24 protein-coding genes are annotated in these 23,811 nt (G+C 63.2%); 7 read left to right on the top strand and 17 right to left on the bottom strand.

The window, feature by feature from the left end; genetic code table 11:
- Positions 1–300 precede the first annotated feature (300 nt).
- Positions 301–819: a flavodoxin FldB gene (gene fldB / locus J9892_RS01420; protein WP_045525638.1), complete on the bottom strand. Its 519-nt coding sequence runs from the start codon at positions 817–819 to the stop codon at positions 301–303.
- Positions 820–1,002: 183 nt separating this feature from the next.
- On the opposite strand from fldB, the gene xerD reads away from it, so the two are divergent.
- The gene (gene xerD, locus J9892_RS01415) at positions 1,003–1,902 is read left to right on the top strand and encodes a site-specific tyrosine recombinase XerD (RefSeq protein WP_042014490.1); all 900 of its coding nucleotides are present in this window, start codon (positions 1,003–1,005) and stop codon (positions 1,900–1,902) included.
- A gap of 73 nt (positions 1,903–1,975) precedes the next feature.
- Here the strand turns inward: xerD and mscL are convergent, their stop codons facing one another.
- A complete protein-coding gene (gene mscL / locus J9892_RS01410; protein WP_010673746.1) occupies positions 1,976–2,386 on the bottom strand; it encodes a large-conductance mechanosensitive channel protein MscL in 411 nt (136 codons plus the stop codon).
- A gap of 259 nt (positions 2,387–2,645) precedes the next feature.
- Between mscL and J9892_RS01405 the strand changes: the two genes are divergently transcribed.
- The 6 genes from J9892_RS01405 to nqrE all read left to right on the top strand — a co-directional run bounded on the left by J9892_RS01405 (position 2,646) and on the right by nqrE (position 8,324).
- A complete protein-coding gene (locus J9892_RS01405; protein WP_210537936.1) occupies positions 2,646–3,353 on the top strand; it encodes a disulfide isomerase DsbC N-terminal domain-containing protein in 708 nt (235 codons plus the stop codon).
- Positions 3,316–5,046 carry a single-stranded-DNA-specific exonuclease RecJ gene (recJ, locus tag J9892_RS01400; RefSeq protein WP_048207086.1) on the top strand — a complete coding sequence of 577 codons (1,731 nt, stop codon included), beginning with the start codon at positions 3,316–3,318 and terminating at the stop codon, positions 5,044–5,046. Before J9892_RS01405 ends, recJ begins: the two co-directional genes overlap by 38 nt.
- Positions 5,047–5,196: 150 nt before the next feature.
- Positions 5,197–6,378, top strand: a complete 1,182-nt coding sequence (locus J9892_RS01395) for a MerR family transcriptional regulator (RefSeq protein ID WP_210537935.1) — start codon at positions 5,197–5,199, stop codon at positions 6,376–6,378.
- A gap of 39 nt (positions 6,379–6,417) precedes the next feature.
- Positions 6,418–6,921 carry an N-acetyltransferase gene (locus J9892_RS01390; protein WP_210537934.1) on the top strand — a complete coding sequence of 168 codons (504 nt, stop codon included), beginning with the start codon at positions 6,418–6,420 and terminating at the stop codon, positions 6,919–6,921.
- A 306-nt stretch (positions 6,922–7,227) separates the two neighbouring features.
- Entirely contained in the window at positions 7,228–7,521 is a 294-nt protein-coding gene (locus J9892_RS01385) for a hypothetical protein (RefSeq protein WP_010673751.1), read from the top strand.
- A 203-nt stretch (positions 7,522–7,724) separates the two neighbouring features.
- Positions 7,725–8,324, top strand: coding sequence for an NADH:ubiquinone reductase (Na(+)-transporting) subunit E (gene nqrE / locus J9892_RS01380; protein ID WP_167824705.1), 600 nt, complete (start codon positions 7,725–7,727; stop codon positions 8,322–8,324).
- A gap of 33 nt (positions 8,325–8,357) precedes the next feature.
- Here the strand turns inward: nqrE and J9892_RS01375 are convergent, their stop codons facing one another.
- From J9892_RS01375 to leuS, 15 genes are all read right to left on the bottom strand, one after another.
- Positions 8,358–8,846, bottom strand: a complete 489-nt coding sequence (locus tag J9892_RS01375) for a GNAT family N-acetyltransferase (protein WP_210537933.1) — start codon at positions 8,844–8,846, stop codon at positions 8,358–8,360.
- A 145-nt stretch (positions 8,847–8,991) separates the two neighbouring features.
- Complete coding sequence (gene lipA / locus J9892_RS01370) at positions 8,992–9,957, bottom strand: lipoyl synthase (RefSeq protein ID WP_210537932.1); 966 nt, start codon at positions 9,955–9,957, stop codon at positions 8,992–8,994.
- Between the two features lie 85 nt (positions 9,958–10,042).
- The gene (gene lipB, locus J9892_RS01365; protein ID WP_010673755.1) at positions 10,043–10,735 is read right to left on the bottom strand and encodes a lipoyl(octanoyl) transferase LipB; all 693 of its coding nucleotides are present in this window, start codon (positions 10,733–10,735) and stop codon (positions 10,043–10,045) included.
- A 93-nt stretch (positions 10,736–10,828) separates the two neighbouring features.
- A complete protein-coding gene (gene ybeD, locus J9892_RS01360; protein WP_010673756.1) occupies positions 10,829–11,092 on the bottom strand; it encodes a DUF493 family protein YbeD in 264 nt (87 codons plus the stop codon).
- Between the two features lie 279 nt (positions 11,093–11,371).
- Positions 11,372–12,601 carry a D-alanyl-D-alanine carboxypeptidase family protein gene (locus tag J9892_RS01355; protein WP_039041110.1) on the bottom strand — a complete coding sequence of 410 codons (1,230 nt, stop codon included), beginning with the start codon at positions 12,599–12,601 and terminating at the stop codon, positions 11,372–11,374.
- A 165-nt stretch (positions 12,602–12,766) separates the two neighbouring features.
- Positions 12,767–13,690 (bottom strand): septal ring lytic transglycosylase RlpA family protein, encoded by a 924-nt coding sequence (locus J9892_RS01350; protein WP_128318132.1) that lies wholly within the window; start codon positions 13,688–13,690, stop codon positions 12,767–12,769.
- Positions 13,632–14,630, bottom strand: a complete 999-nt coding sequence (gene mltB, locus J9892_RS01345) for a lytic murein transglycosylase B (protein WP_210537931.1) — start codon at positions 14,628–14,630, stop codon at positions 13,632–13,634. Before mltB ends, J9892_RS01350 begins: the two co-directional genes overlap by 59 nt.
- Positions 14,630–15,733 carry a rod shape-determining protein RodA gene (gene rodA, locus J9892_RS01340; RefSeq protein WP_010673760.1) on the bottom strand — a complete coding sequence of 368 codons (1,104 nt, stop codon included), beginning with the start codon at positions 15,731–15,733 and terminating at the stop codon, positions 14,630–14,632. Before rodA ends, mltB begins: the two co-directional genes overlap by 1 nt.
- Positions 15,730–17,643, bottom strand: a complete 1,914-nt coding sequence (mrdA, locus tag J9892_RS01335) for a penicillin-binding protein 2 (RefSeq protein WP_010673761.1) — start codon at positions 17,641–17,643, stop codon at positions 15,730–15,732. The genes rodA and mrdA overlap by 4 nt, the downstream gene beginning before the upstream one ends.
- A gap of 64 nt (positions 17,644–17,707) precedes the next feature.
- Positions 17,708–18,175: a 23S rRNA (pseudouridine(1915)-N(3))-methyltransferase RlmH gene (gene rlmH, locus J9892_RS01330; protein ID WP_005298242.1), complete on the bottom strand. Its 468-nt coding sequence runs from the start codon at positions 18,173–18,175 to the stop codon at positions 17,708–17,710.
- A gap of 21 nt (positions 18,176–18,196) precedes the next feature.
- Positions 18,197–18,538: a ribosome silencing factor gene (gene rsfS, locus J9892_RS01325; RefSeq protein WP_010673762.1), complete on the bottom strand. Its 342-nt coding sequence runs from the start codon at positions 18,536–18,538 to the stop codon at positions 18,197–18,199.
- Positions 18,539–18,750: 212 nt separating this feature from the next.
- Positions 18,751–19,404 (bottom strand): nicotinate-nucleotide adenylyltransferase, encoded by a 654-nt coding sequence (gene nadD, locus J9892_RS01320; RefSeq protein ID WP_210537930.1) that lies wholly within the window; start codon positions 19,402–19,404, stop codon positions 18,751–18,753.
- Complete coding sequence (gene holA / locus J9892_RS01315; protein ID WP_010673764.1) at positions 19,398–20,432, bottom strand: DNA polymerase III subunit delta; 1,035 nt, start codon at positions 20,430–20,432, stop codon at positions 19,398–19,400. Before holA ends, nadD begins: the two co-directional genes overlap by 7 nt.
- A 27-nt stretch (positions 20,433–20,459) precedes the next feature.
- Positions 20,460–20,942 (bottom strand): LPS assembly lipoprotein LptE, encoded by a 483-nt coding sequence (gene lptE, locus J9892_RS01310; RefSeq protein WP_043153202.1) that lies wholly within the window; start codon positions 20,940–20,942, stop codon positions 20,460–20,462.
- 112 nt (positions 20,943–21,054) lie between these two features.
- Positions 21,055–23,643: a leucine--tRNA ligase gene (gene leuS / locus J9892_RS01305; RefSeq protein WP_210537929.1), complete on the bottom strand. Its 2,589-nt coding sequence runs from the start codon at positions 23,641–23,643 to the stop codon at positions 21,055–21,057.
- Positions 23,644–23,811: the final 168 nt, after the last annotated feature.

Here is a 23,811-nt window from a genome sequence, read left to right as displayed (position 1 = left end):
ATAGCGTCAGCCGATGATACCGAACGAGAAAATCGGTGCGATTTATGCGCCCGGCAGCCCGAGCGCAGGCTACCGACAGGGGAGGTTGGCGCCGCTCATGGCGCTCGCTTGATATGAGGTCGACCCACTGCTCGATGCGGGTCGATCTGGTCGTCCATTGGCTGGCGTCGTCGAACATCCAGGCGATCAAGGTCAGAGCAGTTCGTGGATCTCGCTCAGGATCTGGTGGACCCACTGCTCGATACGGGGTCGGTCTGGTCGCCCATTGGCTGGCGTCGTCGAACATCCAGGCGGCCAGGGTCAGAGCAGTTCGTGGATCTCGCTCAGGATCTGGTCGACCCACTGCTCGATACGGGATTCGGTCTGGTCGTACTGGTTGGCGTCATCGAGGGCCAGCCCGACGAAGTGGCGGCCATCGTCGATGAGCGCCTTGGAGGCGTCAAACTCGTACCCCTCGTTGGGCCAGTAGCCCACCAGCTTGACCTCCTTGGGGACCAGCTGATCGTGCAGCAGGCCGAGGGCATCCTGATACCACTCCCCATAGCCAAGCTGATCGCCCATGCCAAACAGGGCGATGATGCGTCCCTCCAGATGCAGGTCGGCGATGTCTTCCCAGCGGGATTCCCAGTCCTCCTGCAGCTCGCCGAAGTCCCAGGTGGAGATGCCCAGGATCAGGATGTCGTACTCCTGCATGCGGGCGAGGGGCACATCCTTGATGTTGTGGAGATCGACCAGCTCGGGGCCGATGAGGGCGCGGATCTTCTCGGCGGCCATCTCGGTGTAGCAGGTGGTGGAGCCATAAAACAAACCTATCTTCATCGCTCTTCTCTTGATCGCAGTCGGCAAGGGGCGTGACCGGCACAGCGGCGCCCGGGGGGAGGGCGCCAGTCTAGCAGATTGCGCCGGGCTCTTCACCGCCTGAGGGGATGTGCAGCCTTGCCTTGCGGCCCGGGTGGGTCGGCACGTTACAATGGCGACCTGTTTCCCTGAGCGCGGCGCACCATGAGCAAAGCAGAATCCCATCCCCTGATCGAGCCGTTTCTCGACGCCCTCTGGCTGGAGCGGGGGCTCTCCGACAACACGGTCAGCTCCTATCGCACCGACCTGGAAAAATTTGCCCTCTGGCTCGATGAGCAAGGCGGTTCCCTGCTGCTGGCGGGGCTGGACGACATCCAGCACTACCTCGCCTGGCGGGTGGACCATCAGTTCGCGGCCAGCAGCACGGCCCGTTTCCTCTCGGCCCTGCGCCGCTTCTACCAGTACCTCAATCGCGAGAAGCTGCGCAGCGACGATCCCACCGTGCTGCTGGAGGGGCCAAAGCTCCCCAAAAAACTGCCATCGGATCTGAGCGAAGCCGAGGTGGAGGCGCTGCTGCAAGCGCCCCTGGTGGACGACCCGCTGGAGCTGCGGGACAAGGCAATGCTTGAGCTGCTCTACGCCACCGGGCTGCGGGTGTCCGAGCTGGTGGGGCTGACCGCCGAACACGTCAGCCTGCGCCAGGGGCTGGTGCGGGTGGTGGGCAAGGGCAACAAGGAGCGCCTGGTGCCCATGGGGGAGGAGGCGGTGCACTGGCTGGAGCGCTACTACCGGGAGGGGCGCACCCTGCTGCTGGGTGGCACCAGCTCGGACGTGGTGTTCCCCTCCAAGCGGGCCCGGATGATGACCCGCCAGACCTTTTGGCACCGCATCAAGCTCTATGCCCTGAGAGCCGGCATCAGGGGGGAACTCTCCCCCCACACCCTGCGTCACGCCTTCGCCACCCACCTGCTCAATCACGGCGCCGATCTGCGAGTGGTGCAGATGCTGCTGGGCCACGCGGATCTCTCCACCACCCAGATTTATACCCACGTGGCCAACGAGCGGCTCAAGGCACTGCACGGCCAGCACCACCCCAGAGCCTGATCGCCTCACCTGCCTTGCAACAAAAAACCGCCCGAAGGCGGTTTTTTTTCAGCACACGACAGGGAGGAAACGGTTATTTCCCCTGCTGGGATTTCAGCAAGTCGCGGATCTCGGTCAGCAGCTCCTGATCCTTGGTGGGGCCGGCCGGGGCAGCGGCTTCCTCTTCCTGCTTCTTCTTCAGGGTGTTGATGGCCTTGAGCCCCATGAAGATGGCGAAGGAGATGATCAGGAAGTCGATACAGGTCTGGATGAACTTGCCGTAGGCGATGACCACGGCAGGGGCATCCCCTTCGGCGGCCTTCAGGGTCACGGCGAGATCGCTGAAATCCACGCCCCCCAGGATCAGCCCGATGGGGGGCATGATCACGTCTCCCACGAAGGAGGAGACAATCTTGCCAAAGGCGGCACCTATGATGATACCGACCGCCATGTCGATCACATTGCCCCTGGATGCAAAGGCCTTGAACTCTTGAATCAGACTCATTTTTCCCCCTAGAAATGGACGACGTGCCACCTGAGCGTACGTCGATTTGAATAATAAAACATCAGCAAAACAGAGGGATGACTAAAGATGTCTCCCGTCGTCCTGATTAGCTTGCGGGGCTCAAGCCCGATTGGCAACCTGTCATCCCGTGATTTTTTCTTGCGGACGTTATTAATCGATCACTAATTAAGGTCTTTGGGAGAGGGAATTGTCTGGGTTACCTTATGAGACCCTTCAATCATGCCAAGTGAATGAGCTGATGCGATATTTACTGCTGGGAATGATGCTGCTGTGCGCTTTTGCGGCCAGCGCGGGGATGGACCCCCATGTGTTGAAACAGACCATAGAGCAGCGCCTCGGTGTGCAGGTCTACCTGGTGGACGAGACCCCCATGCCGGGCCTCTATCTGCTGGGCACGGCCCAGGGACTGCTCTACAGCGATGCCAGGGGAGACTATGTGCTGCAGGGCTCCATGCTGGATCTGGCCCACGACATGAGAAACCTCACCCGGCTCAGCCAGCAGCAGCAACGCAGGTTGGCGCTCTCCCAGATAGGGGAGGCCCGGCTCTGGCTCAAGGCCACCCCTGAACGCCACCGCCTCACCCTGTTTACCGATCTCGCCTGCGGTCCTTGCCGCATCGCGCTGGAGGAATTGCCCCGCTTGCAGGCGAGGGGCGTGAGCGTGCAACTGCTGCCTGCGCCTGTCGCCGCCTCGGATCAGGCTAGCTGGTGCGATCCCGGGCTGCTGCGCGAACTCAACTTCAGCGATCGTTTGCCTGAGAGCGGCTGTAATGCGATCCTTGCCCATCATATCGGCCTGAGCCAATGGCTCGGGATCAAGGCGTCACCGAGCTGGGTCCTGCCAAATGGCGACCTGGTGCGCGGTTACCAGAGCCCTGAACAACTGCTCAAGATACTGGATCACATCAATGCCCCTGCTAATCCGTCGTCGTCCGCGCGTGGATGATTCCCATCTGCCCGCCACCCTGCACCCGCTGCTTCGCCAGATCTTCGCCAGCCGCGGGGTCGAAGACCCTGCCCTGCTGGAGCGCAGCGCCAACCAGCTGCTGCCGCCCCAACGTCTGTTCGGCATGGCGCAGGCGGTGCCGCTGCTGGCCGAGGCGCTGACGGCGCAAAAACGCATTCTCATCGTCGGTGACTTTGACTGCGACGGCGCCACCAGCTCGGCCCTGTGCGTGCTGGCTTTGCGCGCCATGGGTGGTCGTCACATCGATTTTCTGGTGCCCAACCGCTTCGAGTTCGGCTATGGCCTCACCCCGGAGATCGTCGAGCTGGCGGTGGCCCGTGGCGCCGAGTTCCTGATCACGGTGGACAACGGCATCTCCAGCATCGCAGGGGTGGCGGCGGCCAAGGCGGCAGGCATGCAGGTACTGGTTACCGATCACCATTTGCCGGGTCAGGAGCTGCCTGACGCTGACGCGATAGTGAACCCCAACCAGCATGGCTGCGACTTCCCCTCCAAGTCCCTGGCCGGGGTCGGGGTCGCCTTCTATCTGATGGCGGCCCTCAACACCCATCTGCGACAGAGCGGCTGGTATGAGCGCCAGGGGCTGCGCGCCCCCAACGTGGCGGATTACCTGGATCTGGTGGCCCTCGGCACCGTGGCCGACGTGGTGGCGCTGGATGGCAACAACCGCATCCTGGTTCATCAGGGTTTGCAGCGGATCCGGGCCGGCCGTTGTCGCCCCGGCATCCAGGCGCTGGTGGATGTGTCGGGCCGCGACGGTCGTCGCCTGTGCGCTGCCGATCTCGGCTTTGCGCTGGGGCCGCGCCTCAACGCGGTGGGCCGGCTCGATGACATGTCCCTCGGGGTCGCCTGTCTGCTCTGTGACGACATCAACCTGGCGCGCCAGTTCGCCTCCGAAATGGACAGCCTCAACCAGGAGCGCAAGGAGATCGAGCAGGGGATGCAGCAGGAGGCGCTCGCCACTTTGGAGCAGATCCGTTTTCGTGACGGCGAGGTGCCCTCCGGCATCGTGCTGCACCGAAACGAGTGGCATCAGGGGGTGGTGGGGCTGGTGGCCTCCAAGGTGAAGGAGAAGTACTACCGCCCGGTCATCGCCTTTGCCGAGAGCAGCGAGACCGAGCTCAAGGGATCCGGGCGCTCCATCCCGGGGGTGCACCTGCGCGATGCGCTGGAACTGCTCGATACCCGCCACCCCGGCTTGATGGGCAAGTTTGGCGGCCACGCCATGGCGGCCGGGTTGACCCTGCCCAAGGCCAATATCGAGGCCTTCGGACGGGCTTTTGAGGCGGTCATCGGCGAGCTGGTGACCCCTGAGCTCTTGACCGGGGTGCTGCTCACCGATGGCGAACTGCTGCCGGACGAGCTCACCCTCGAGCTGGCGGAGCTTATTCGCGCCTCCGGCCCCTGGGGTCAGGCCTTCCCCGAGCCGCTGTTTGACGGCGAGTTCGTGCTGGTGCAGCAGCGGCTGGTGGGGGAGAAGCACCTCAAGATGATGCTGACCACGGATTCCGGCCACGCGGTGGATGCCATCGCCTTTGGCGTCGACTTGCAGCGCTGGCCCGATGCTTCGGTGAAGCGGGTGCGGCTGGTCTACCGGCTCGACGTCAACGAGTGGCGTGGCAACCGCAGCGTGCAGTTGTTGGTGGAGCATCTGGAAGCCGCCGGCCTCTGATCCCGCGAGTCTCTCTTGCTGTCGATGACGGCCACCTCAGGGTGGCCGTTTTTTTATGGTGTGAACCCGGATGTTGTCGTTGACCCGTCTATTGCTTCACAGTTTAAGCTTCCTTTCATCGGGTCACGGACCCCTCAGCGAGTGGTTGTCATGAAAATATCCGAACTGGCCCGGCGCTGCGGCCTGGCCCGCTCCACCCTGCTCTATTACGAGAAGCTGGGGGTGATTGCGGGCACAAGGGGCGCCAACGGCTATCGCCACTACGACGATGACGATCTGCAGCGGCTGCGGATGGTACAGGCCCTGCAGGCCGGCGGGCTCAGCCTCAAGCAGTGCCTCGCCTGTCTGGCGGGCGAGCTGGAGCAGGCAACGCTGGAAACCCGGGTCAGGGAGCTGGATGAAGAGCTGGCGCGGATGCAACGCGCCCGGGATCTGCTGGCGGATCTCGCCGGTTTGCGTGCGCACTCCGGCGACGAGTTCAAGGCCTGGCAGCGGCAACTGCAGCATCAAGCCCCGCAGGCTTACTTTGCCTGGGTGATGAAGCAGGGATTCAGTGAAAAAGCGCGTTACCACCTGCAGTGGCTCAGCAAAGACATGAATGAACATGAGCGCTACATCCGGGATTTCAAGCTGCTGCTGGATGGCATGAGCTATTGGGGGCCGGGCGATAGCCTCTTCACCCAGCAGCAATTTGCCGCGCTGCCCAGCCAGCCTCGCCGGATCCTCGACATGGGCTGTGGGCGCGGCGCCGCCACTCTGGCGCTGGCACAGGTGACGGACGCCACCATCGTGGCCATCGATCTGGACGAGGAGGCGCTGGCCGCCGTGGCGAGATCGGCCAGCGCGGCGGGGCTGAGTCAGGTCACTACTCTGTGCGCCAACATGGCGGCGCTGCCGGCAGATCTTGCCCCCGCCGATCTCATCTGGGCCGAGGGGAGCGCGTACACCATAGGGGTGGCCAATGCGCTCAAAGCCTGGCGGGCGTACCTTGCCGATCCTAATGCCTGCCTGGTGCTGAGCGACCTGGTGTGGCTGACGGACACGCCCCCAGAGGAGGCGCTGGCGTTCTGGCAGCGGGATTATCCCGCCATGCAGACCCTGGCGGGCCTGCTCAAAGCGGTGCAGGAGGCGGGTTATCGCTGCCTGTGGCACACCGAGTTGCCGCAAAGGGCCTGGCACAACTATCTGGATCCCATCGAGCGCAATCTGGCGCGCCACAGTGCCGAGCTGGGGGATAGCCCAGCCTGGCAGGACTTGAGCCGGGAAGTGGCCATCCACCGCCAATACCTGGGCAGCTACGGCTATGTGATCTGCTGCCTGCAGGCAGTCTGATCAGGCCATCCATTGCAAGATAACAAACGGAGAAAACCAATGAACATCATCATTCGGCCCGAAGCAGGCGCCGATCACGACGCCATTGAAGCGCTGACCGTGGCCGCGTTCCTCAATGCCCCCCATACCGATCACAACGAGCAGTTGATCGTGCGTGACCTGCGCCAGGCCGGGGCACTCAGCCTGTCGCTGGTGGCGGAGCTGGCGGGGCAAGTGGTCGGCCACCTCTGCTTCTCGCCGGTCACCATCAGCGATGGCAGCCCGCACTGGTATGGCCTTGGCCCCATTTCCGTCTCCCCTGCGCTTCAGGGCAGGGGGCTGGGGTCACGGCTGATGGACGCGGGTCTGGCCGAGCTCAAGGGGATGGGAGCGGCCGGCTGCGTGGTGCTGGGGGATCCCGGCTTCTACGGCCGTTTTGGTTTCGTGTCCGAGCCGGGGTTGACGCTGCCCGGCGTGCCGCCCGAGTACTTCATGACCCGCTCGTTCGGCGCTGCCATGCCCAGTGGTGAAGTGCGCTATCACCCGGCCTTCGAGCAGGGGTGAGCCCTCACCTTGAGGAAGATGCAAGTCGCTTTCTCAAGGTGGTGCAACCTTGCCGGTTTTAGGGAATGGGGCGGTGTTTAATATCGCTCCTGTTAATATCTCATGGTGGAAAATGCAATAAGTGACGGTATTGTGATATATTCCACCTGTAATTTTTCTTGACGGACAGCCCCCTTGTCATCCTCTCGCCGCCCCTCGTCATGGCCGATGGTGCTTGCCATCGCCTGCCTTCTCTGGCTTGCCGCTGCGGCGGCGGCAGGGGTCGTTGCAACTAGGGGAATGGAGACGCAAGGGCAGGAGCGGCCGATGCTGTTCCATGAGCCAGCGAACCCGGGGCTTGCCGACAACGTCAGCCTGCCGCCCGCCTCCCAGTGGCGGCTCGGTTTCGAGCAGGGACGGCGACTGGAAGGGGCTGCTCATGCCGAGCTCTACCAGATGCTGCTGGCCTGGTTCCAGCACGAGATCCTCGGCCTGCTCTGCGGCCTGCTGTTTTTCCTGCCTCTCATCTATCTCAGGCAGCGGCCCGACTACTTCGGCGCTCTGCACACACGGCGGCTTCGCTGCCACCACCTGCAATATCGCTTCTGCCAGGGCGACTAGGTTCACCAGCCGGGCGCCCGCCCGTTTGATCCCCGTCATTGAGTACCGCTGACCGGGCTGCTCGGCAGTCTGGCGGCTGCCGTGGTCATTACCGGGTGCTGCGCCAGCTCTCTCTGTAAACGTCATCCGTGACGTCATCTTCGCGACTGGCCGTTGGCCGGGCGCGGACGTGCTCTTATTGCAACCAAGTGGTGAACTCATTCATGGACTATTACGTCAATCTCTTCATCCAGTCGATTTTTGTGGAAAACCTGGCGCTGGCCTTCTTCCTTGGCATGTGCACCTTCCTGGCCGTTTCCAAGAACATCAACACCGCCTTCGGTTTGGGCATGACGGTGCTGGTGGTCATGGTGATCGCCATCCCCCTCAACAACCTGATCTACCGCCATATCCTGCGTCCCGAGAGTACCTTCCTCGGGGAGTTTGATCTGGGCTTTCTCGATTTCATCGTCTACATCGGGGTGCTGGCGGCGCTGGTGCAGGTGATGGAGATGGTGCTCGACAAACATTTCCCGGCGCTCCATCACGCGCTCGGCATCTACCTGCCGCTGCTGACGGTGCACTGCGCCATCTTCGGCGGGGTGATGTTCATGGCCCAGCGGGATTACGACTTCATCGAATCCGTGGTCTACGGGGCGGGCTCAGGGCTGGGCTGGCTGCTGGCCATCGTCGCCATTGCGGGGTTGCGCCAGAAGATGAAGTATTCGGATGTGCCCGAGGGGCTGCGGGATATCGGCATTACCTTCATCGTGGCCGGGCTGATGTCCCTCGGCTTCATGTCCTTTTCCGGCATCTCGCTCTGAGCCATGGGCCGGGTGGTGGCCCAATGAAGGTGCTCAATCCAGACGCTTTGCCATGTTGTAGCCGGTGATGGTGAAGCCCAGCGCCTGATAGAGCGCCAGTGCCCTCGGGTTGTCATGGGCCACCCTCAGCTTGATCTGGTGGATGCCTAGGGGGGCGAGCTGCGCCTCCAGGGCGGCCATGGCTGCCTTGCCGAGGCCGCGACCACGATGGGGCGGTGTCACATAGAAGTCGTAGATGAAGGTGGTGCCGGCGGCGCCGTCGATGGCGTGCCAGAGATAGCCCAGAGGCTCGCTCGGCGCGTTCGAGGCTTCAGGTACCATGGCGAGCAGGTGATGACCCGGGGTGGCGACACCCAGTGGCAGGAGCTGCTGCAACGAGGTGTCGGCCTGACGGTGGGCGTCAGGCTGCGCCATCCCGTGGTTGCTGGCAAGATCCTGGGCGTAATCCTCGATGAAGTAGTCGCGATAGGCGGGAAAGTCTGCGTCACGCAGGGGGATCAGGCGAACGGTGAGAGTCGGCATCCGGCACAGCACTCCAGAGAAGGGGAGTGGCCACGTTACGCCAGAACGGCGCCAATCACAAAGGGACAACCGCTGCCTGCGAGGTGACGGCGATAAAAAAAGAGCGCCCAGGGGCGCTCTTTTTTCTGCCAGCAGGAAAAGAGGCTTATTTGACCTCTTCCCCCTTGGCTTGCAGGTCCGCGTGGTAGGAGGAACGCACGAAGGGACCGCAGGCGGCGTGGCTGAAGCCGAGATCCATGGCCACATCTTTGAGTTCGTCGAACTCTGCGGGCGGCACATAACGCTTCACCGGCAGGTGGTGGCGGCTCGGTTGCAGATACTGGCCCAGGGTCAGCATGTTGACGCCGTGCTCGCGCAAGTCCTTGAGCACCTCGACGATCTCCTCGTTGGTCTCGCCAAGGCCCATCATCAGACCGGACTTGGTCGGCACGTGGGGGTGCATCTCCTTGATGCGGCGCAGCAGCTCCAGGGACCACTTGTAGTCGGCGCCCGGACGGGCAACCCGGTACATGCGCGGGGCGGTTTCCAGGTTGTGGTTGAAGACGTCAGGCGGGGTCTCGCGGAACACCTCCAGCGCCTGCTCCATCCGGCCACGGAAGTCCGGGGTCAGGATCTCGATACGGGTCTGGGGGCTGTGCTTGCGGATCTCGCGGATGCAGTCGGCGAAGTGCTGGGCACCGCCGTCCCGCAGATCGTCGCGGTCCACCGAGGTGATCACCACGTACTTGAGGTTCATCTCCTTGATGGTGAGTGCCAGCTTCTTCGGTTCCTCCGGATCCAGCGGCAACGGACGGCCGTGGGCCACGTCGCAGAAGGGGCATCGGCGGGTACAGATGGCGCCCATGATCATGAAGGTCGCGGTGCCGTGGTTGAAGCACTCCGCCAGGTTGGGGCAGGAAGCCTCTTCACACACAGAGTGCAGCTTGTTTTTGCGCAGGGTGCTCTTGATGTGCTCGATCTTCTGGCTCGACGGCGGCAGCTTGATCCGCATCCACTCCGGCTTGCGCAGCACTTCCTCGTTGGGATCCGGCATGAATTTCACCGGGATCAGGGCCATCTTGTCGCCATCGCGCAGCTTGACGCCCGGCTCCATACGAACGGGTTTGCTCATGATTCACTCTCGGTGTTTGTTATTGTCTGGTTGACGGTCACCAGGGGCCTTGCGGCTCCCTCGTGACCACGGGGCATGGGGTTGCTCATGCCGCCTCTTCGGTATTCGTGATCTCTTGGTAGCCAATCAGGCGGGCCAGCTCCGTCACCAGCAGGGACTGTGCCTCGGCGACGCTCTGCGGGCCGCCCAGGGCGCTGGTCTGGGTCATGGCCATGCCCGCATAGCCGCACGGATTGATGCGCAGGAAGGGAGTCATGTCCATGTTGACGTTGAGGGCCAACCCGTGGAACGAGCACCCCTTGCGAATGCGCAAACCCAGGGACGCCAGCTTGGCTTCCATACCCAGATCGCTCTTCACGTAGACGCCCGGGGCATCGGCCTTGGCGTAGGCCTCGATATTGCTTTTGGCGAGCGTGTTGATGATGGCGGTTTCGAGGCAGGTCACCAGCTCCCGTACAGAGAGCTTGCTGCGGCGCACATCCACCAGCACGTAGAGCACCAGCTGGCCCGGGCCGTGATAGGTCACCTGGCCGCCGCGATCACTCTGCACCACCGGGATGTTGCCGGGGGCGAGCAGGTGTTCGGCCTTGCCGGCCTGACCCTGGGTGTAGACGGGGTCATGCTCCACCACCCAGAACTCGTCCGGGGTGTCGGGGGTGCGATTGTCGGTGAACGCCTTCATGGCGTCCCACACCGGCTGGTAGGGGCGACGGCCCAGCTGTCTGACGAGCAGTTGGCCGGCTGACGGTTGTGGCTCGGCGGGCGTTTCGAGTGACATCTTTCCTCACTGGCGGCGCGGTGTCGGTACGGTCGCCGCTGCGACCGGGCGGCAAATAATCAGTCGCCCCGGTGGCGGGGCGAGAGAGGCAACTTACAGGACGTAACGAACCAGCTCGATCTTGCCAAGGGCGGTATACATGGCCTCGATGTGTTCCTTGCTCTGGGCGGTGACCGTCACCCGTACCGAGTGATAGTTGCCCTTGGAGCTAGGTTGAACGGTCGGGCTGTAGGTGCCGGGAGCATGTTGCTGCAGCACTTCCACCACCATGTCGGGCAGGGCGGGATCGGCCACGCCAAGCACCTTGAACGGGAACTTGCAGGGGAACTCCAGCAGTTCATCAAACTTGGTATTCATCTACTTCACCTTTCTGGGTCGCCGGGAAGCGACGTCATCTTTACGTCTTTGAGGGCCGCCGAAACGGTCCCCTCATCTGCCCCCAGGGGGCAGTTCCCAGTCTATATGGGCATGAGCCGCCTCGGGATCAAGACCCGGCGGTGTGGCAAGACGTGGAAATGCTGCTTTTTACCACAAATCGTCAGTCGGCGGAACCTGCAGATTACAGGGTTATTGACTGGACAGACCGCAAAAGACAGCAGCGGCGCCTGTTGGCACCGCTGCTTGAGGAAGGGTCTGTTACTTGAACCAGCTGGAGACCAGCATCACCAGGTAATCCCACAGGCGGCTCATCAGGCCACCTTCCTGCACCTCTTCCAGGGCAACCAGGGGAACCTGCTTGATCTCCTTGTCCCCTTGCTTGAGGTACACGGTGCCGACGCGCTGGCCCTTGGCCAGGGGCGCCTTCAGCTCGCTCTCCAGCTGGAAGTCCGCCTTGAGGTTATTGCCCTGGCCACGGGTGACCAGCACGGAGACGTCCTTGTCGACCCCCAGCTTCACTTCAGACTTGTCGCCCATCCAGATCTTCTGGGTGACCAGTTCGGTGCCCGCCTTGTAGGGGGTCAGGCTCTGGAAGAAGCGGAAGCCGTAGGTGAGCAGCTTCTTGCTCTCGGCGGCGCGGGAAGCCTCGCTATTGGCCCCCATGACCACGGCGATCAGGCGCATGCCTTCGTTGTTGGTGGCGGAAGAGACCAGGTTGTAGCCGACCTGGCTGACGTGACCTGTCTTGATGCCGTCAACCTGCAGGGATTGGTCCCACAGCAGGCGGTTGCGGTTGTGCTGGGTGATGCCGTTGAACACGAAGGACTTCTGGGAGTAGATCTTGTACTCCTCCGGCTGATCGTGGATCAGGGCCTGACCCAGGCGGGCCATGTCGCGGGCGGTACTGTAGTGGCCCTCTTCATCCAGGCCGTGGGGGTTCTTGAACTGGGAGTCCTTCATGCCGAGCTTGGCGGCCCAGGCGTTCATCAGGCTGGCGAAGGAGTCGGTGCTGCCCGCCAGGTGCTCGGCCATGGCGACGCAGGCGTCGTTGCCGGACTGGATGATGATGCCCTTGTTGAGATCATCGACGGAGACCTGCTTGCCCACCTCGATGAACATCTTGGAGGAGTCGGAGTAGTTCTTGGACCAGGCGTTCTGGCTGATGGTCACCATGTCGGTGCCCTTGATGTTCCCCTTGTGCAGCTCGTCGCCGACGATGTAGGAGGTCATCATCTTGGTCAGGCTGGCGGGTGGCAGACGCTCGTCGGCGTTCTGCTCGGCCAGCACCTGGCCGGAGAAGTAGTCGATCAGGATGTGGGCCTTGGCGGAGATCTCGGGCGCGGCAGGCACCACCATGGGGGCGCTGTTCAAAGTGGGGACCGGCTGGGCACTCGGCAGGGCCGAATCCGGGGTCGGAACAGGCTGGTTGGCCTGAGCGGTGGCGCTTAACAGGGAGGCCAGAATAACGGAGCGGGCAAATTTGGACATCTTGAAATTCCTGGTGCCTGGATGGGTTGTACCCAAGTTGAAAAAAAGCGGGCCCCACTATACCAGATGTGCGTGTCGGTCATAGTCCGAGATGCGACCTGGACGGGATTTTATGGGATGGTCCCCGACCTCGCGTCGTATCCCGGCGCGAGGTCGGGGCGGGTATCAGGGCACGATGAAGGCCTGCTCCAACCCACCCTGGCGGATCTGCTCGAGCAGGGGGGCCTGCTTGTCGCTGGCCACGGGTCCGAGCAGGACGCGGAAGACGGCGCCATGTGCCACCACCTGGTACGGCACGCCATAGCGCTGGGTCATCACCTTGCCCATGGCCTCGGCCCGCGCCTGCGAGCCGCTGGCGAGCACCTGGATCATCTTGCCCTGGGTCGCACCGGCCTTGGGAGGGGAGACGGTGGTGGTTGCCGTGGCGGCAGGAGCAGGCGCGGCCTTGGCCGGTGTACTGGGGGCCGGCGTCTCGTTCGCGAAGGAATTGGCTGCTGGCGCCGCAGGCTCCATGGGCGTCATCGGGGTCATGGGCACCATCTCTACCATCTGATCCGGCTGATCGGTGATGAGTTCGAGGCGCACCCGGGCCTCACCCCCTTCCACCATCTCCAGCTGCGCGGCGGCGGCGTGGGAGAGATCTATGAGGCGATCGCTGCCGAAGGGGCCGCGATCATTGACGCGTACTATGGTCTCCAGACCGTTGTCCAGATTGGTGACCCGCACGTAGCTTGGCAGGGGCAGGTTGCGGTGGGCGGCGCTGAACAGGGTGCTGTCCTGCACGTCGCCGTTGGCAGTCTTGTTGCCGTCCAGATCCCGGGAGAGCCAGCTGGCAGTGCCTTCCTCGCTGTAGTGCTTGATGTCGCGCCACACCTCAAACTTCTGCTTGCCGATCCAGTAGTCCCGGTTGCCGCTCTCGCTCATGGGTTCGGGGCGGGGAATGGCGCCGGTCGCCTGGGGGATCTCGATGACCTGGGGCTTCTCCTGGGGGACGGGCTCCGGGGGCAGCGGCTGGGGTTCGGGTTGGCTGCTACAGGCGGCCAGCAACAAGGTCAGGCTGAGGGGAAGAAGTTTGTGGCTGTAATGCATAAGCGTCCTGGATTGCTTGACTGAGTTGATGCACCGCCATCGCATAGAGAGGGCTGCGATTGTAGCGGGTGATCACGTAAAAATTGTGGCGCGCGACCCAGTATTCCGGTCCTTCGGCCTGCTCCATCGCCAGCAGTTTTACCGGCGTCTCGGGTGACGGCGGTGTGGCGACTTCAATGCCCGCAGCGGCCAGCTCTGCCCAGCGGTGTCTTAGCTCGGGCTCGGGTGCAAGCAGGGTACCTACTGGCGCCAATCCGATCAAGGCGGGCTCCACCACCGGCTCGCCCCAGCGCCAGTGGTGCAGGGCGAAGTAGTTGGCCACGCTGCCGATGGCATCTGCCGGGTTGGCGAAGAGATCCCGCTTGCCGTCTCCGTCGAAGTCGACCGCGTAGTGGCGGTAGCTGGAGGGCATGAACTGGCCCATGCCCATGGCGCCGGCATAGGAGCCCTTGAGGGTGGTGAGCGGCCACTTCTCTTCCCGGGCAAGCAGCACCAGCTGGGCAAACTCCTTGGCGAAGAAATCCGCCCGTTCGGGGTAGTGGAATCCCAGGGTGTAAAGGCTGTCGAGCACCGGATGGCGCCCCATCTGTCGACCGTAAAAGGTCTCGATGCCGATGATGGCGACGATGAGGGAGGCGGGGACCTGGTAGGTCTGCTCGGCCCGTGCCAGGGTGGCGGCATGGCGCTGCCAGAATCCCACTCCGTCCCGGATGCGCTCCGGGGTGACGAACAGCGGCCTGTAGCGGTGCCAGGGCTTGGCTTCCCAGGGGCGGCGGATGGTGTCCAGCACCTCCTGGCGCAGGCTGGCCTGGGCGGCGGCGGCCTGCAACTCTGCCAGCGGCACCTGCTGCTGCTCGGCCAGCAGGCTGAGCCGGGCCGGCGAGACGGCAGCACCCGCCATCAGGGTGCACAGAGATAGAGCCAGCCAGCCGAGCCGCATCAGGCGAGCAGCCGCCTGTGGGTCTGGATGGACATCAGAACGCCGAAGCCCGCCATCAGGGTTACCATGGAGGTGCCGCCGTAGCTCACCAGTGGCAGGGGAACCCCTACCACTGGCAGGATGCCGCTTACCATGCCCATGTTGACGAACACATAGACGAAGAAGGTCAGGGTCAGGGCGCCCCCCAGCAGGCGTTCGAAGCTGTTCTGGGCCTGCATGGAGATAAACAGGCAGCGGCTGATGATGTAGAGGTAGATGACCAGCAAGAGGGCCACTCCCACCAGACCGAACTCCTCGCTGAAGACGGCGAAGATGAAGTCGGTGTGGCGCTCTGGCAGGAATTCGAGCTGGGACTGGGTGCCTTGCAGCCACCCCTTGCCGAACACGCCGCCGGAGCCGATCGCAATCTTGGACTGGATGATGTGATAGCCGCGACCGAGGGGGTCCTTCTCCGGGTCCAGCAGCATTAGCACCCGCTGGCGCTGGTAGTCGTGCATCAGGAAGAACCAGAGTACCGGCATGAAGGCGCAGATGAGCAAGACCGCGAGCCCGATGAGCCACCAGCTGATCCCCGCCAGGAAGATGACGAAGAAGCCGGAAGCGGCCACCAGGATGGAGGTGCCGAGATCGGGTTGGGCCGCGATCAGCAGGGTGGGCAGCAGCACCATCACCAGGGCGATCATCACATGGCTGAACTTTGGCGGCAGGGAGTGCCGGCTGAGCCAGGCGGCCACCATGATGGGCATGGAGAGTTTCATCACCTCGGAGGGCTGGAACTTCATGAAGCCGAGATCGAGCCAGCGCTGGGCCCCCTTGCCGATATGGCCGAACACGTCCACCGCGATGAGCAGCAGCACCACCACCGCAAACAGGGGCACCGACCAGCGGGCATAGAGGGAGGGCGGCAGCTGGGCCATGCCGATCATCAGACCGAAGGCCAGGGCGCCGCGCACCAGCTGGCGCACGATGGAGTCGAGATCCTGGCCCGAGGCGGAGTAGAGCACCACCATGGAGAGGGCCATCAGGGTCAGCAGGCCGAGCAGCAGCGGCAGGTCGATGTGCAGCTTGTACCAGATGCTCTGCTGGCGGGCAGAATTACTCATTGGGAAACGACCTCACTCGGTTGGGACGGCTTTTCCGGTGCCGGTGGCAACTGGGGTTCCGGCGGCAGCAGATAGGCATCCAGCATGTGGCGGGCGACCGGTGCCGCCATGGCGCTGCCGCCCCCGGCGTTCTCCAGCACCAGGGCGACCACCGCCTTGGGTGCCTCGAAGGGGGCGAAGGCGACGAACAGGGCGTTGTCGCGGTGCTCCACCTTGGTGGTGGCCGCGTTGTAGACCTGGTTCTCTTTCAGGCCCACCACCTGGGCGGTGCCGGACTTGCCCGCCGCCTTGTAGGGGGTATTGGCGAAGGCGCGGCGCCCCGTCCCTTCGTGGCCGTTGATGACGCGCCACATGCCGTCCTTGGCCACCTGCCAGTAGGTATCGCTCTTGGCGGCGATGGCCACGTTCGGGTTGATGGGGGCGTTGACCACGCCATCGGAGGAGGCGGTGCTCTTGAGCAGGTGTGGCGTCACGTCGTGACCGTTCTGGGTCAGGATGCTGATGGCCTTGGCGAGCTGGATCGGGGTGGCGCTCCAGTAGCCCTGGCCGATGCCGATGGAGATGGTGTCCCCCTGGTACCAGGGTTGACGCCAGCGGGCCATCTTCCAGTCCCGGGAGGGCATGACGCCCCGGGTCTCTTCATAGAGGTCCACGCCGCTGTACTGGCCGAAGCCGAACTTGGTCATGTAGCTGTTGATCTTGTCGATGCCGACCCGGTAGGCGAGATCGTAGAAATAAGTGTCCGCCGACACTTCGATGGCGCGATAGACGTCGAGCCAGCCGTGGCCCCAGCGGCGCCAGTCCCGGAACTTCTTGGTGGTGCCCGGGATGGAGAAGCTGGGCCCGCCGAAGTAGCGGTAATTGGGGGTGATCGCCCCCTCGTTGAGCCCCATCACCGCCATCATGGGCTTGACGGTGGAGGCGGGGGCATAGATGCCCTGGGTGGTGCGGTTGACCAGCGGCCGGGCGGGATCGTTGAGCAGCGCCGAGTAGTTGGCGCTGGAGATGCCGGTCACGAACAGGTTGGGGTCGTAGCTCGGGCTTGACTCCATGGCCAGGATGGCGCCGGTGTTGGGTTCCATCATCACGATGGCGCCCCGGCGGCCGGCCAGCAGCTCCTGGGCCTTCAACTGCAGGCGGATGTCGATGTTGAGGTAGATGTCCTTGCCGGGCTCGGGGGGCTGGAATTTCAGGGTGCGCACCACCCGGCCGCGGTTGTTCACCTCGACCTCCTGATAGCCCGCCACGCCGTGCAGCTGATCCTCGTAGTACTTCTCCACCCCTTGTTTGCCGATGTCCTTGGTGGCGGCATAGTTGGCGAGCTTCTCCTCCTTCTCGAGGCGCTCCACGTCACGGGTGTTGATCTTGGCCACGTAGCCCAGGGCATGGGTCAGGGTGTCGCCGAACGGGTAGTAGCGCTTGAGGTAGGCCTCGATGCTGGCCCCCGGGTAGTTGTGCTGGTTGACCGAGAAGAGGGCGACCTGGTATTCGGTCAGCTTCTCGAACAGGGGCACGGGCTTGAAGCGGCGCTGACGTTTGACCTCGGCCAGGAACTTCTCCTTGGTCCCCTCCGGCAGGGCCAGCAGGGTGATGAGGTCGTCCGCGGTCTTCTCCAGGTTCTCGGTCTCTTCGGGCACGATCTCCAGGCTGTAGACAGGGCGGTTTTCCGCCAGCAGGACACCGTTGGCGTCGTAGATGAGGCCACGGGGCGGCGCCACCGGTACCACACGGATGCGGTTGTCGTTGGATCGGGTCTGATAAGTTTCGTAAGACTCTACTTGCAGGTAGTAGAGGTTAGCCAGCAGCACCAGCATGAGGGTGACCATGCCGATGTAGGCGACCAAGGTGCGCCGGAAGAACAGACGTCCCTCGGCACTGTGATCGCGCATTTCAATGCGATTCTTCAGCATGCCGTTACCTTGTGGCTGACGTGCGGGTGAGAGAGGAGAAATGCATGCTCAGGGTCGGCATGGGTCACTCTCTGTGATAAGGGTGATTGGTGGTGATGCTCCAGGCGCGATAGAGGCTCTCGGCCACCAGTACCCGCACCAGGGGATGGGGCAGGGTCAGGGGCGAGAGCGACCAGCTCTGCTCCGCAGCAGCCTTGCACTCGGGGGAGAGCCCCTCCGGGCCACCCACCAGCAGCGCCACGTCCCGGCCATCCAGCTTCCAGGCTTCCAGTTGCACGGCGAGCTGCTCCGTGGTCCAGGGCTTGCCCGGAATGTCCAGGGTCACGATACGGGAGCGGCCGGCGGCGGCCAGCATGGCTTCCCCTTCCTTTTGCAGGATGCGGGGAATGTCGGCATTCTTGCCGCGCTTGCCTGCGCCGATCTCGACCAGCTCGAACGGCATGTCTTTGGGGAAGCGGCGACGGTACTCTTCGAAGCCATGCTCTACCCAGGCAGGCATCTTGGTGCCCACGGCAATCAACTGGATCTTCATCTTTGGTTACGCTGTCGCCCTTTATTGCGAATTGACCTGGGCGGCGCCGCTCCAGAGTTTTTCCAGCTGGTAGAAGTCGCGGTACTCATCCTGCATCACGTGGACGATGACCGACCCCATGTCCACCAGCACCCACTCACCGGTGAGTTCCCCCTCCACGCTCAGCAGGTCGAGCCCCGCATGACGGGCCTCACTGGCGAGGTTGTGGGCGATGGCACTGACGTGACGATTGGAGTTGCCGGAGCAGATGATCATGGTGTCCGTGATGCTGGATTTGCCGCGCACATCGAGGGTGATGATGTCGCGGCCTTTCATGTCATCGATCTTGTCGACGATAAAGGCGAGCAATTCTTGGCCTTGCAATGTCTTCTCCTATCTTCCGGCGCCAGAGGGCGGCGGATTATATCATGGTCACTCCCGTTTCCCAGCCTGGCAAAGGGAGCATCGCCCGGGGAGCCGTCCCGTGGGGGAGGGGCCCCTTGACGATCACTATAGTGTGCAACCCGGCCTGGCAATAGTCAGGGCCGGGCCCGGTGCGCCCGGACGTGTCGGCTGACCCGCCTGCGTGGCGCCGTTTACTGCGTTGCCGATGAGCGGTAGAGCCCGTGGCGCCGAATATAGTCAGCGACCGGGTTGGGCAGCAGGTATTTGGGATCCTGGCCTGCCGCGAGCAGGGCACGCAGGCGTGTGGCCGACAGCTCGACGGGCAGGTTGTCACAAAGCCAGACATGACCGTGGCGCTGGCGATGGAGATCCTGAATATCCCGGGTCTGGTGGCGGGCCAGCAGCGCGGCCACCTGGACGGGATAATCCGGTTGCCAGCCTGGGCGGCAGCTCACCACCAGATGGGCGTAATCGAGCAACTCCTGCCAGCGGTGCCAGCCCGGCAGGCCGAGCAGGGAATCCATCCCCATCAAAAAGCAGAGCGGGGTGTCCGGCAGCTCGCTCCTCAACTCGACAAGGGTGTCGATGGTCCAGGAGGGGGTGTCGCGCCTGAGCTCCCGCTCATCCACCACGAATCCCGGGTTGTCCGCCGCAGCGAGCCGGACCATGGCGAGCCGCTGCTCGCTGGAGCAGAGCGGATTGGCCCGGTGGGGCGGGATATGGTTCGGGAGCAGGCGCACCTCGGCCAGACCCAGGGCGTCCCGGGCCTCGATGGCGGGCCTCAGGTGGCCGATGTGAATGGGATCGAAGGTGCCGCCGAGGATCCCGATGGGCGGTGTCAGCATGATTCCGTCTCCAGCAGGGGGAGCGGGGTACCGTCACGAAAGCCGAGGGCGATGGTTTGCAGCATCAACCAGGCCTGCTCGGTGTCGAAATGGCGCTGGGCATGGTCCAGCTGGGCCATCAGTTGCCAGAGTTGCCGGATCTTGGGGAAGGGAAGCCGGGTCAGCGCCTGCTGGATGAGCTGCTGGCGACTCTGCCAGATGCGCAGGCGGCTGAAATGCTCCACCAGGGGCTGTCCGGCGCGGGCGGCCAGCGCCAGCTCGGTGAGCTGCTCCAGTTCGCGGCACAGGGTCCAGGCCAGCATGCCGGGTTCGGTGCCTTCGGCGCGCAGGGCCAGCAGGATGCGCTGGGCCCGGTTCACCTTTCCTTCCAGCAGGGTATCGACGAGCTGGAAGGGAGTGAAGTGGGCGTGGCGGATGATGGTCTCCTGCAGATAGGCGACGCTGATGGGCTGGGGCGGCGAGAGCAGGGTCAGCTTCTCGATCTCCTGGCTCGCGGCCAGCAGGTTGCCCTCGTAGGCGTGGCACATGAAGTTGACCGCATCCGGCAGTGCCTTGAGGCCGAAGCGCTGAAAGCGGGCGCTCATCCAGCGCGGGAAGAAGCGGGGCTCGGGGTGGTTGACCGGCACATAGGTGCCGCTCTGGCTCAGCTTGTCGAACCAGGCCGCCTTCATCTGGGTCTGGTTGAGGCGGGGGCCCGAGAGCACCAGCAGCAGGTCGGGGTGGAGCTGCTTGCCAATGTCGCTGATGCGGGCGGCGAGATCCTTGTCGATCTTGGCGGGCAGCTCCAGCTCGATGATCTGGCGGGCCGAGAACAGGCTCATGGCCTGGCAGGCATCGTAGACCTGGTTCCAGTCCAGCCCCTGTTCCACCACGAAGCTGTGGCGCTCATCGAAGCCCTGTTTGCGTGCCACCTGACGCACGGCGTCGACAGCTTCCAGTTTGAGCAGGGGCTCGTCCCCAAAAATGAGATAGCAGGGCTTGAGCCCTGCCTTGAGATGATCCGCAAACTGCTCGGGATAGACTCTCATCAACACCCTCTCATCAAGATACGCGCATCAGAACTTGACCTGACTGAGCTGGCGAATAACCAGGTTGGCGGCCTGCTCCTGCATCTCCTTGCCCAGCTGCTCCTGCTCGCGGGAGGAGGCGAGTGCCGCATCCGGCTTGTTCAGGAAGCTGCGGTTGAAGGTGATGGGGAAGACCTGGGTCGGTTTTCCCGGCATGACCACGGTGAACTGGGTGCTGTAACTGAGCAGGTATTCGCGGTCCTGGCCGATGGAGTCGACGGAGGCGACCTGGCTGCGGCTACGTACCCCAGCCAGGGTCAGCACCGGGATGCCCTCCTTGTCGGCGAGTTCGACGCCAGCGGCCTTGAGACGGGTGGTGACCAGCCGGTAGAAGTCGCTCTTGTTGTCACCGACCACTTTCATGGTCATCAGCTCGGGGGGAATGGCGGTGCCCCGCATCTGAAAACCGCAGGCCTGCAGCAGCAGTCCTGCCAGCACGATGGCCATCCAGCGCGTGAAGATGGTGCCCATAAAAAATCCTCTTTGCATGAAGGGAAGAGCGGCGGGCGCAGGGCCCGCCGTCATCATCCGTGTGTCGTCAGCCCCTGGCCCAGACCGTCGGCCGCCGCCAGGGGAGGCGTCATCAGTTGGCCACGATGTTGAGCAGTTTGCCCGGCACGTACACGACTTTGCGCACGGTCAGACCGTCGGTGAACTTCTGTACGGACGCATCGGCCATGGCCAGCTTCTCGACGTCGGCCTGGCTTATCTCGGCCGGCACGGTCAGCTTGCCGCGCATCTTGCCGTTGATCTGCACCACCACCAGCTTCTCGGTCTCGACCATGGCCGCTTCGTCAGCCACCGGCCAGGCCGCGACATCGATGTCCCCTTCCTTGCCCAGCATTTTCCACAGCTCGAAGCCGATGTGCGGGGTGATGGGGTAGAGCATGACCACGACCGCTTCCAGCGCTTCCTGCATCAGGGCGCGATCCTGAGCGTCGCTGCCCAGTTTTGCCAGGTTGTTCATCAGCTCCATGATGGCAGCGATGGCGGTGTTGAAGGTCTGACGGCGACCCACGTCGTCGCTCACCTTGGCGATGGTCTTGTGCAGCTCGCGGCGCACGGCTTTCTGGTCGCTGGTGAGGGCGGCGACGTCCAGTGCGGCAACGGCGCCACCGGATACGTGCTCGAAGGTGATGCGCCACAGGCGACGCAGGAAGCGCTGGGCACCTTCCACGCCGGAGTCGGACCACTCCAGGGTCATCTCGGCCGGAGAGGCGAACATCATGAACAGACGGACGGTATCGGCGCCGTAACGCTCCACCATCAGCTGCGGGTCGATGCCGTTGTTCTTGGACTTGGACATCTTGGTCATGCCGGAGTGCATCACTTCACGACCCTCAAGGTCGACAGCCTTGGTGATGCGGCCCTTGTCGTCGCGCTCAACCTTGACGTCGAGGGGGCTGACCCAGACGTTGCCGCCCTTCTCATCCTTGTAGTAGAAGGCGTCGGCCAGCACCATGCCCTGGCAGAGCAGGCGCTTGAACGGCTCGTCGCTGTTCACGAGGCCCGCATCACGCAGCAGCTTGTGGAAGAAGCGGGCATAGAGCAGGTGCATACAGGCGTGCTCGATGCCGCCGATGTATTGATCCACCGGCAGCCAGTGGTTGGCAGCCGCCGGATCCAGCATGCCCTTGTCGTAGTCCGGGGAGCAGTAGCGGGCGTAGTACCAGGAGGACTCCATGAAGGTGTCGAAGGTATCGGTCTCGCGGAACGCTTCCTGGCCGTTGTAGGTGGTCTTTGCCCACTCGGCGTCGGCCTTGATGGGGCTCTGGATACCGTCCATCACCACGTCTTCCGGCAGCAGAACCGGCAGCTGCTCTTCCGGGGTCGGCACCACGGTACCGTCGGCCAGGGTCAGCATGGGGATGGGGGCGCCCCAGTAGCGCTGACGGGAAACCCCCCAGTCGCGCAGACGGTAGTTGACGGTGCGCTTGCCCTTGCCGAGCCCTTCCAGCTTGTTGGCGATGGCATCGAAGGCACCCAGGAAGTCGAGACCGTCGAATTCGCCGGAGTTGAACAGTACGCCCTTCTCGGTATAAGCCGCTTCGCTCACGTCGACGTCGCCATCAACCGGCTTGATGACAGGCTTGATGACAGGCTTGATCTCGAGGCCGTACTTGGTGGCGAATTCGTGGTCACGCAGGTCGTGACCCGGTACTGCCATCACGGCGCCGGTGCCGTAGTTCATCAGCACGAAGTTGGCGACCCAGACGGGCACCTTGCGGCCATCCAGCGGGTGAATGGCGTAGAGGCCGGTGGCCATGCCCTTCTTCTCCATGGTGGCCAGTTCAGCTTCGGCCACCTTGGTGTTCTTGCACTCTTCGATGAAGGCGGCCAGCTCCGGATTGTTCTGGGCTGCTTGCAGCGCCAGCGGGTGACCGGCGGCGATGCCCACATAGGTCACACCCATGAAGGTGTCCGGACGGGTGGTGTAGACCTCGAGGTGCTCGGCCTGACCGTCGATATTGAAGCTGATGTTGACCCCTTCGGAGCGGCCAATCCAGTTGCGCTGCATGGTCTTGACCATTTCCGGCCAGCCTTCCAGATTGTCGATGTCGTTCAGCAGCTCTTCGGCGTAGTCGGTGATCTTGATGAACCACTGAGGGATCTCTTTCTGCTCCACCGGGGTGTCACAGCGCCAGCAGCAGTTGTCCACTACCTGCTCGTTGGCCAGTACGGTCATGTCGTTCGGGCACCAGTTGACGGAAGAGGTCTTCTTGTAGACCAGACCCTTTTCGTAGAGCTTGGTGAAGAACCACTGCTCCCAGCGGTAGTAGTCCGGCTTGCAGGTGGCCAGCTCCCGATCCCAGTCATAGCCCAGACCCAGCATCTTCAGCTGGTTCTTCATGTATTCGATGTTTTCGTAGGTCCAGGGGGCCGGCGCCGTGTTGTTCTTGATGGCGGCGTTTTCTGCCGGCAGGCCGAAGGCGTCCCAACCGATGGGTTGCAGCACGTTCTTGCCATTGAGCCGTTGATAACGGGAGATCACATCACCTATGGTGTAGTTGCGAACGTGCCCCATGTGCAGACGACCAGACGGATAGGGGAACATGGAGAGGCAGTAGAACTTTTCCTTGTCTACTTTCTCCACCGCCTTGAAGGTTTTCTTGGCATCCCAGTGCTTCTGCACTGCTGGTTCTATGGATTGGGGAACGTATTGCTCTTGCATTGGTGACATCCGGATCTGTGAAATGAATAGATAAAACGGCTGGGAAATCCCGATAGAATACCCATATCCTGCGGCGGCAACAACCGCCAGCATCCGCCCGGTCTCGGGCCAGGTCCGGTACCCGCGAGGATTTGCAGAGCCGCAAGAGCCGCGAGAGTCGCAACGAAG

Origin of the sequence: Aeromonas sp. Prich7-2 (assembly GCF_017939255.1) — a bacterium.
GTDB lineage: Bacteria > Pseudomonadota > Gammaproteobacteria > Enterobacterales > Aeromonadaceae > Aeromonas > Aeromonas caviae.
The sequence above is the reverse complement of the archived record's forward strand: the minus strand, read 5'-3'. Positions and strand labels throughout refer to the sequence as shown.

Coding starts and splice junctions, on each gene's coding strand:
- J9892_RS01355 (WP_039041110.1), bottom strand. CDS start 12,601: ATGTCCAAATTTGCCCGCTCCGTTATTCTGGCCTCCCTGTTAAGCGCC.
- mrdA (WP_010673761.1), bottom strand. CDS start 17,643: ATGCTGAAGAATCGCATTGAAATGCGCGATCACAGTGCCGAGGGACGT.
- recJ (WP_048207086.1), top strand. CDS start 3,316: ATGCCCCTGCTAATCCGTCGTCGTCCGCGCGTGGATGATTCCCATCTG.
- J9892_RS01375 (WP_210537933.1), bottom strand. CDS start 8,846: ATGCCGACTCTCACCGTTCGCCTGATCCCCCTGCGTGACGCAGACTTT.
- J9892_RS01350 (WP_128318132.1), bottom strand. CDS start 13,690: ATGCATTACAGCCACAAACTTCTTCCCCTCAGCCTGACCTTGTTGCTG.
- lptE (WP_043153202.1), bottom strand. CDS start 20,942: ATGGGCACCATCTTCACGCGCTGGATGGCCATCGTGCTGGCAGGACTG.
- nadD (WP_210537930.1), bottom strand. CDS start 19,404: ATGCTGACACCGCCCATCGGGATCCTCGGCGGCACCTTCGATCCCATT.
- J9892_RS01385 (WP_010673751.1), top strand. CDS start 7,228: ATGCTGTTCCATGAGCCAGCGAACCCGGGGCTTGCCGACAACGTCAGC.
- leuS (WP_210537929.1), bottom strand. CDS start 23,643: ATGCAAGAGCAATACGTTCCCCAATCCATAGAACCAGCAGTGCAGAAG.
- mltB (WP_210537931.1), bottom strand. CDS start 14,630: ATGCGGCTCGGCTGGCTGGCTCTATCTCTGTGCACCCTGATGGCGGGT.
- xerD (WP_042014490.1), top strand. CDS start 1,003: ATGAGCAAAGCAGAATCCCATCCCCTGATCGAGCCGTTTCTCGACGCC.
- nqrE (WP_167824705.1), top strand. CDS start 7,725: ATGGACTATTACGTCAATCTCTTCATCCAGTCGATTTTTGTGGAAAAC.
- J9892_RS01405 (WP_210537936.1), top strand. CDS start 2,646: ATGCGATATTTACTGCTGGGAATGATGCTGCTGTGCGCTTTTGCGGCC.
- J9892_RS01390 (WP_210537934.1), top strand. CDS start 6,418: ATGAACATCATCATTCGGCCCGAAGCAGGCGCCGATCACGACGCCATT.
- fldB (WP_045525638.1), bottom strand. CDS start 819: ATGAAGATAGGTTTGTTTTATGGCTCCACCACCTGCTACACCGAGATG.
- J9892_RS01395 (WP_210537935.1), top strand. CDS start 5,197: ATGAAAATATCCGAACTGGCCCGGCGCTGCGGCCTGGCCCGCTCCACC.
- ybeD (WP_010673756.1), bottom strand. CDS start 11,092: ATGAATACCAAGTTTGATGAACTGCTGGAGTTCCCCTGCAAGTTCCCG.
- rlmH (WP_005298242.1), bottom strand. CDS start 18,175: ATGAAGATCCAGTTGATTGCCGTGGGCACCAAGATGCCTGCCTGGGTA.
- lipB (WP_010673755.1), bottom strand. CDS start 10,735: ATGTCACTCGAAACGCCCGCCGAGCCACAACCGTCAGCCGGCCAACTG.
- lipA (WP_210537932.1), bottom strand. CDS start 9,957: ATGAGCAAACCCGTTCGTATGGAGCCGGGCGTCAAGCTGCGCGATGGC.
- holA (WP_010673764.1), bottom strand. CDS start 20,432: ATGAGAGTCTATCCCGAGCAGTTTGCGGATCATCTCAAGGCAGGGCTC.
- mscL (WP_010673746.1), bottom strand. CDS start 2,386: ATGAGTCTGATTCAAGAGTTCAAGGCCTTTGCATCCAGGGGCAATGTG.
- rodA (WP_010673760.1), bottom strand. CDS start 15,733: ATGAGTAATTCTGCCCGCCAGCAGAGCATCTGGTACAAGCTGCACATC.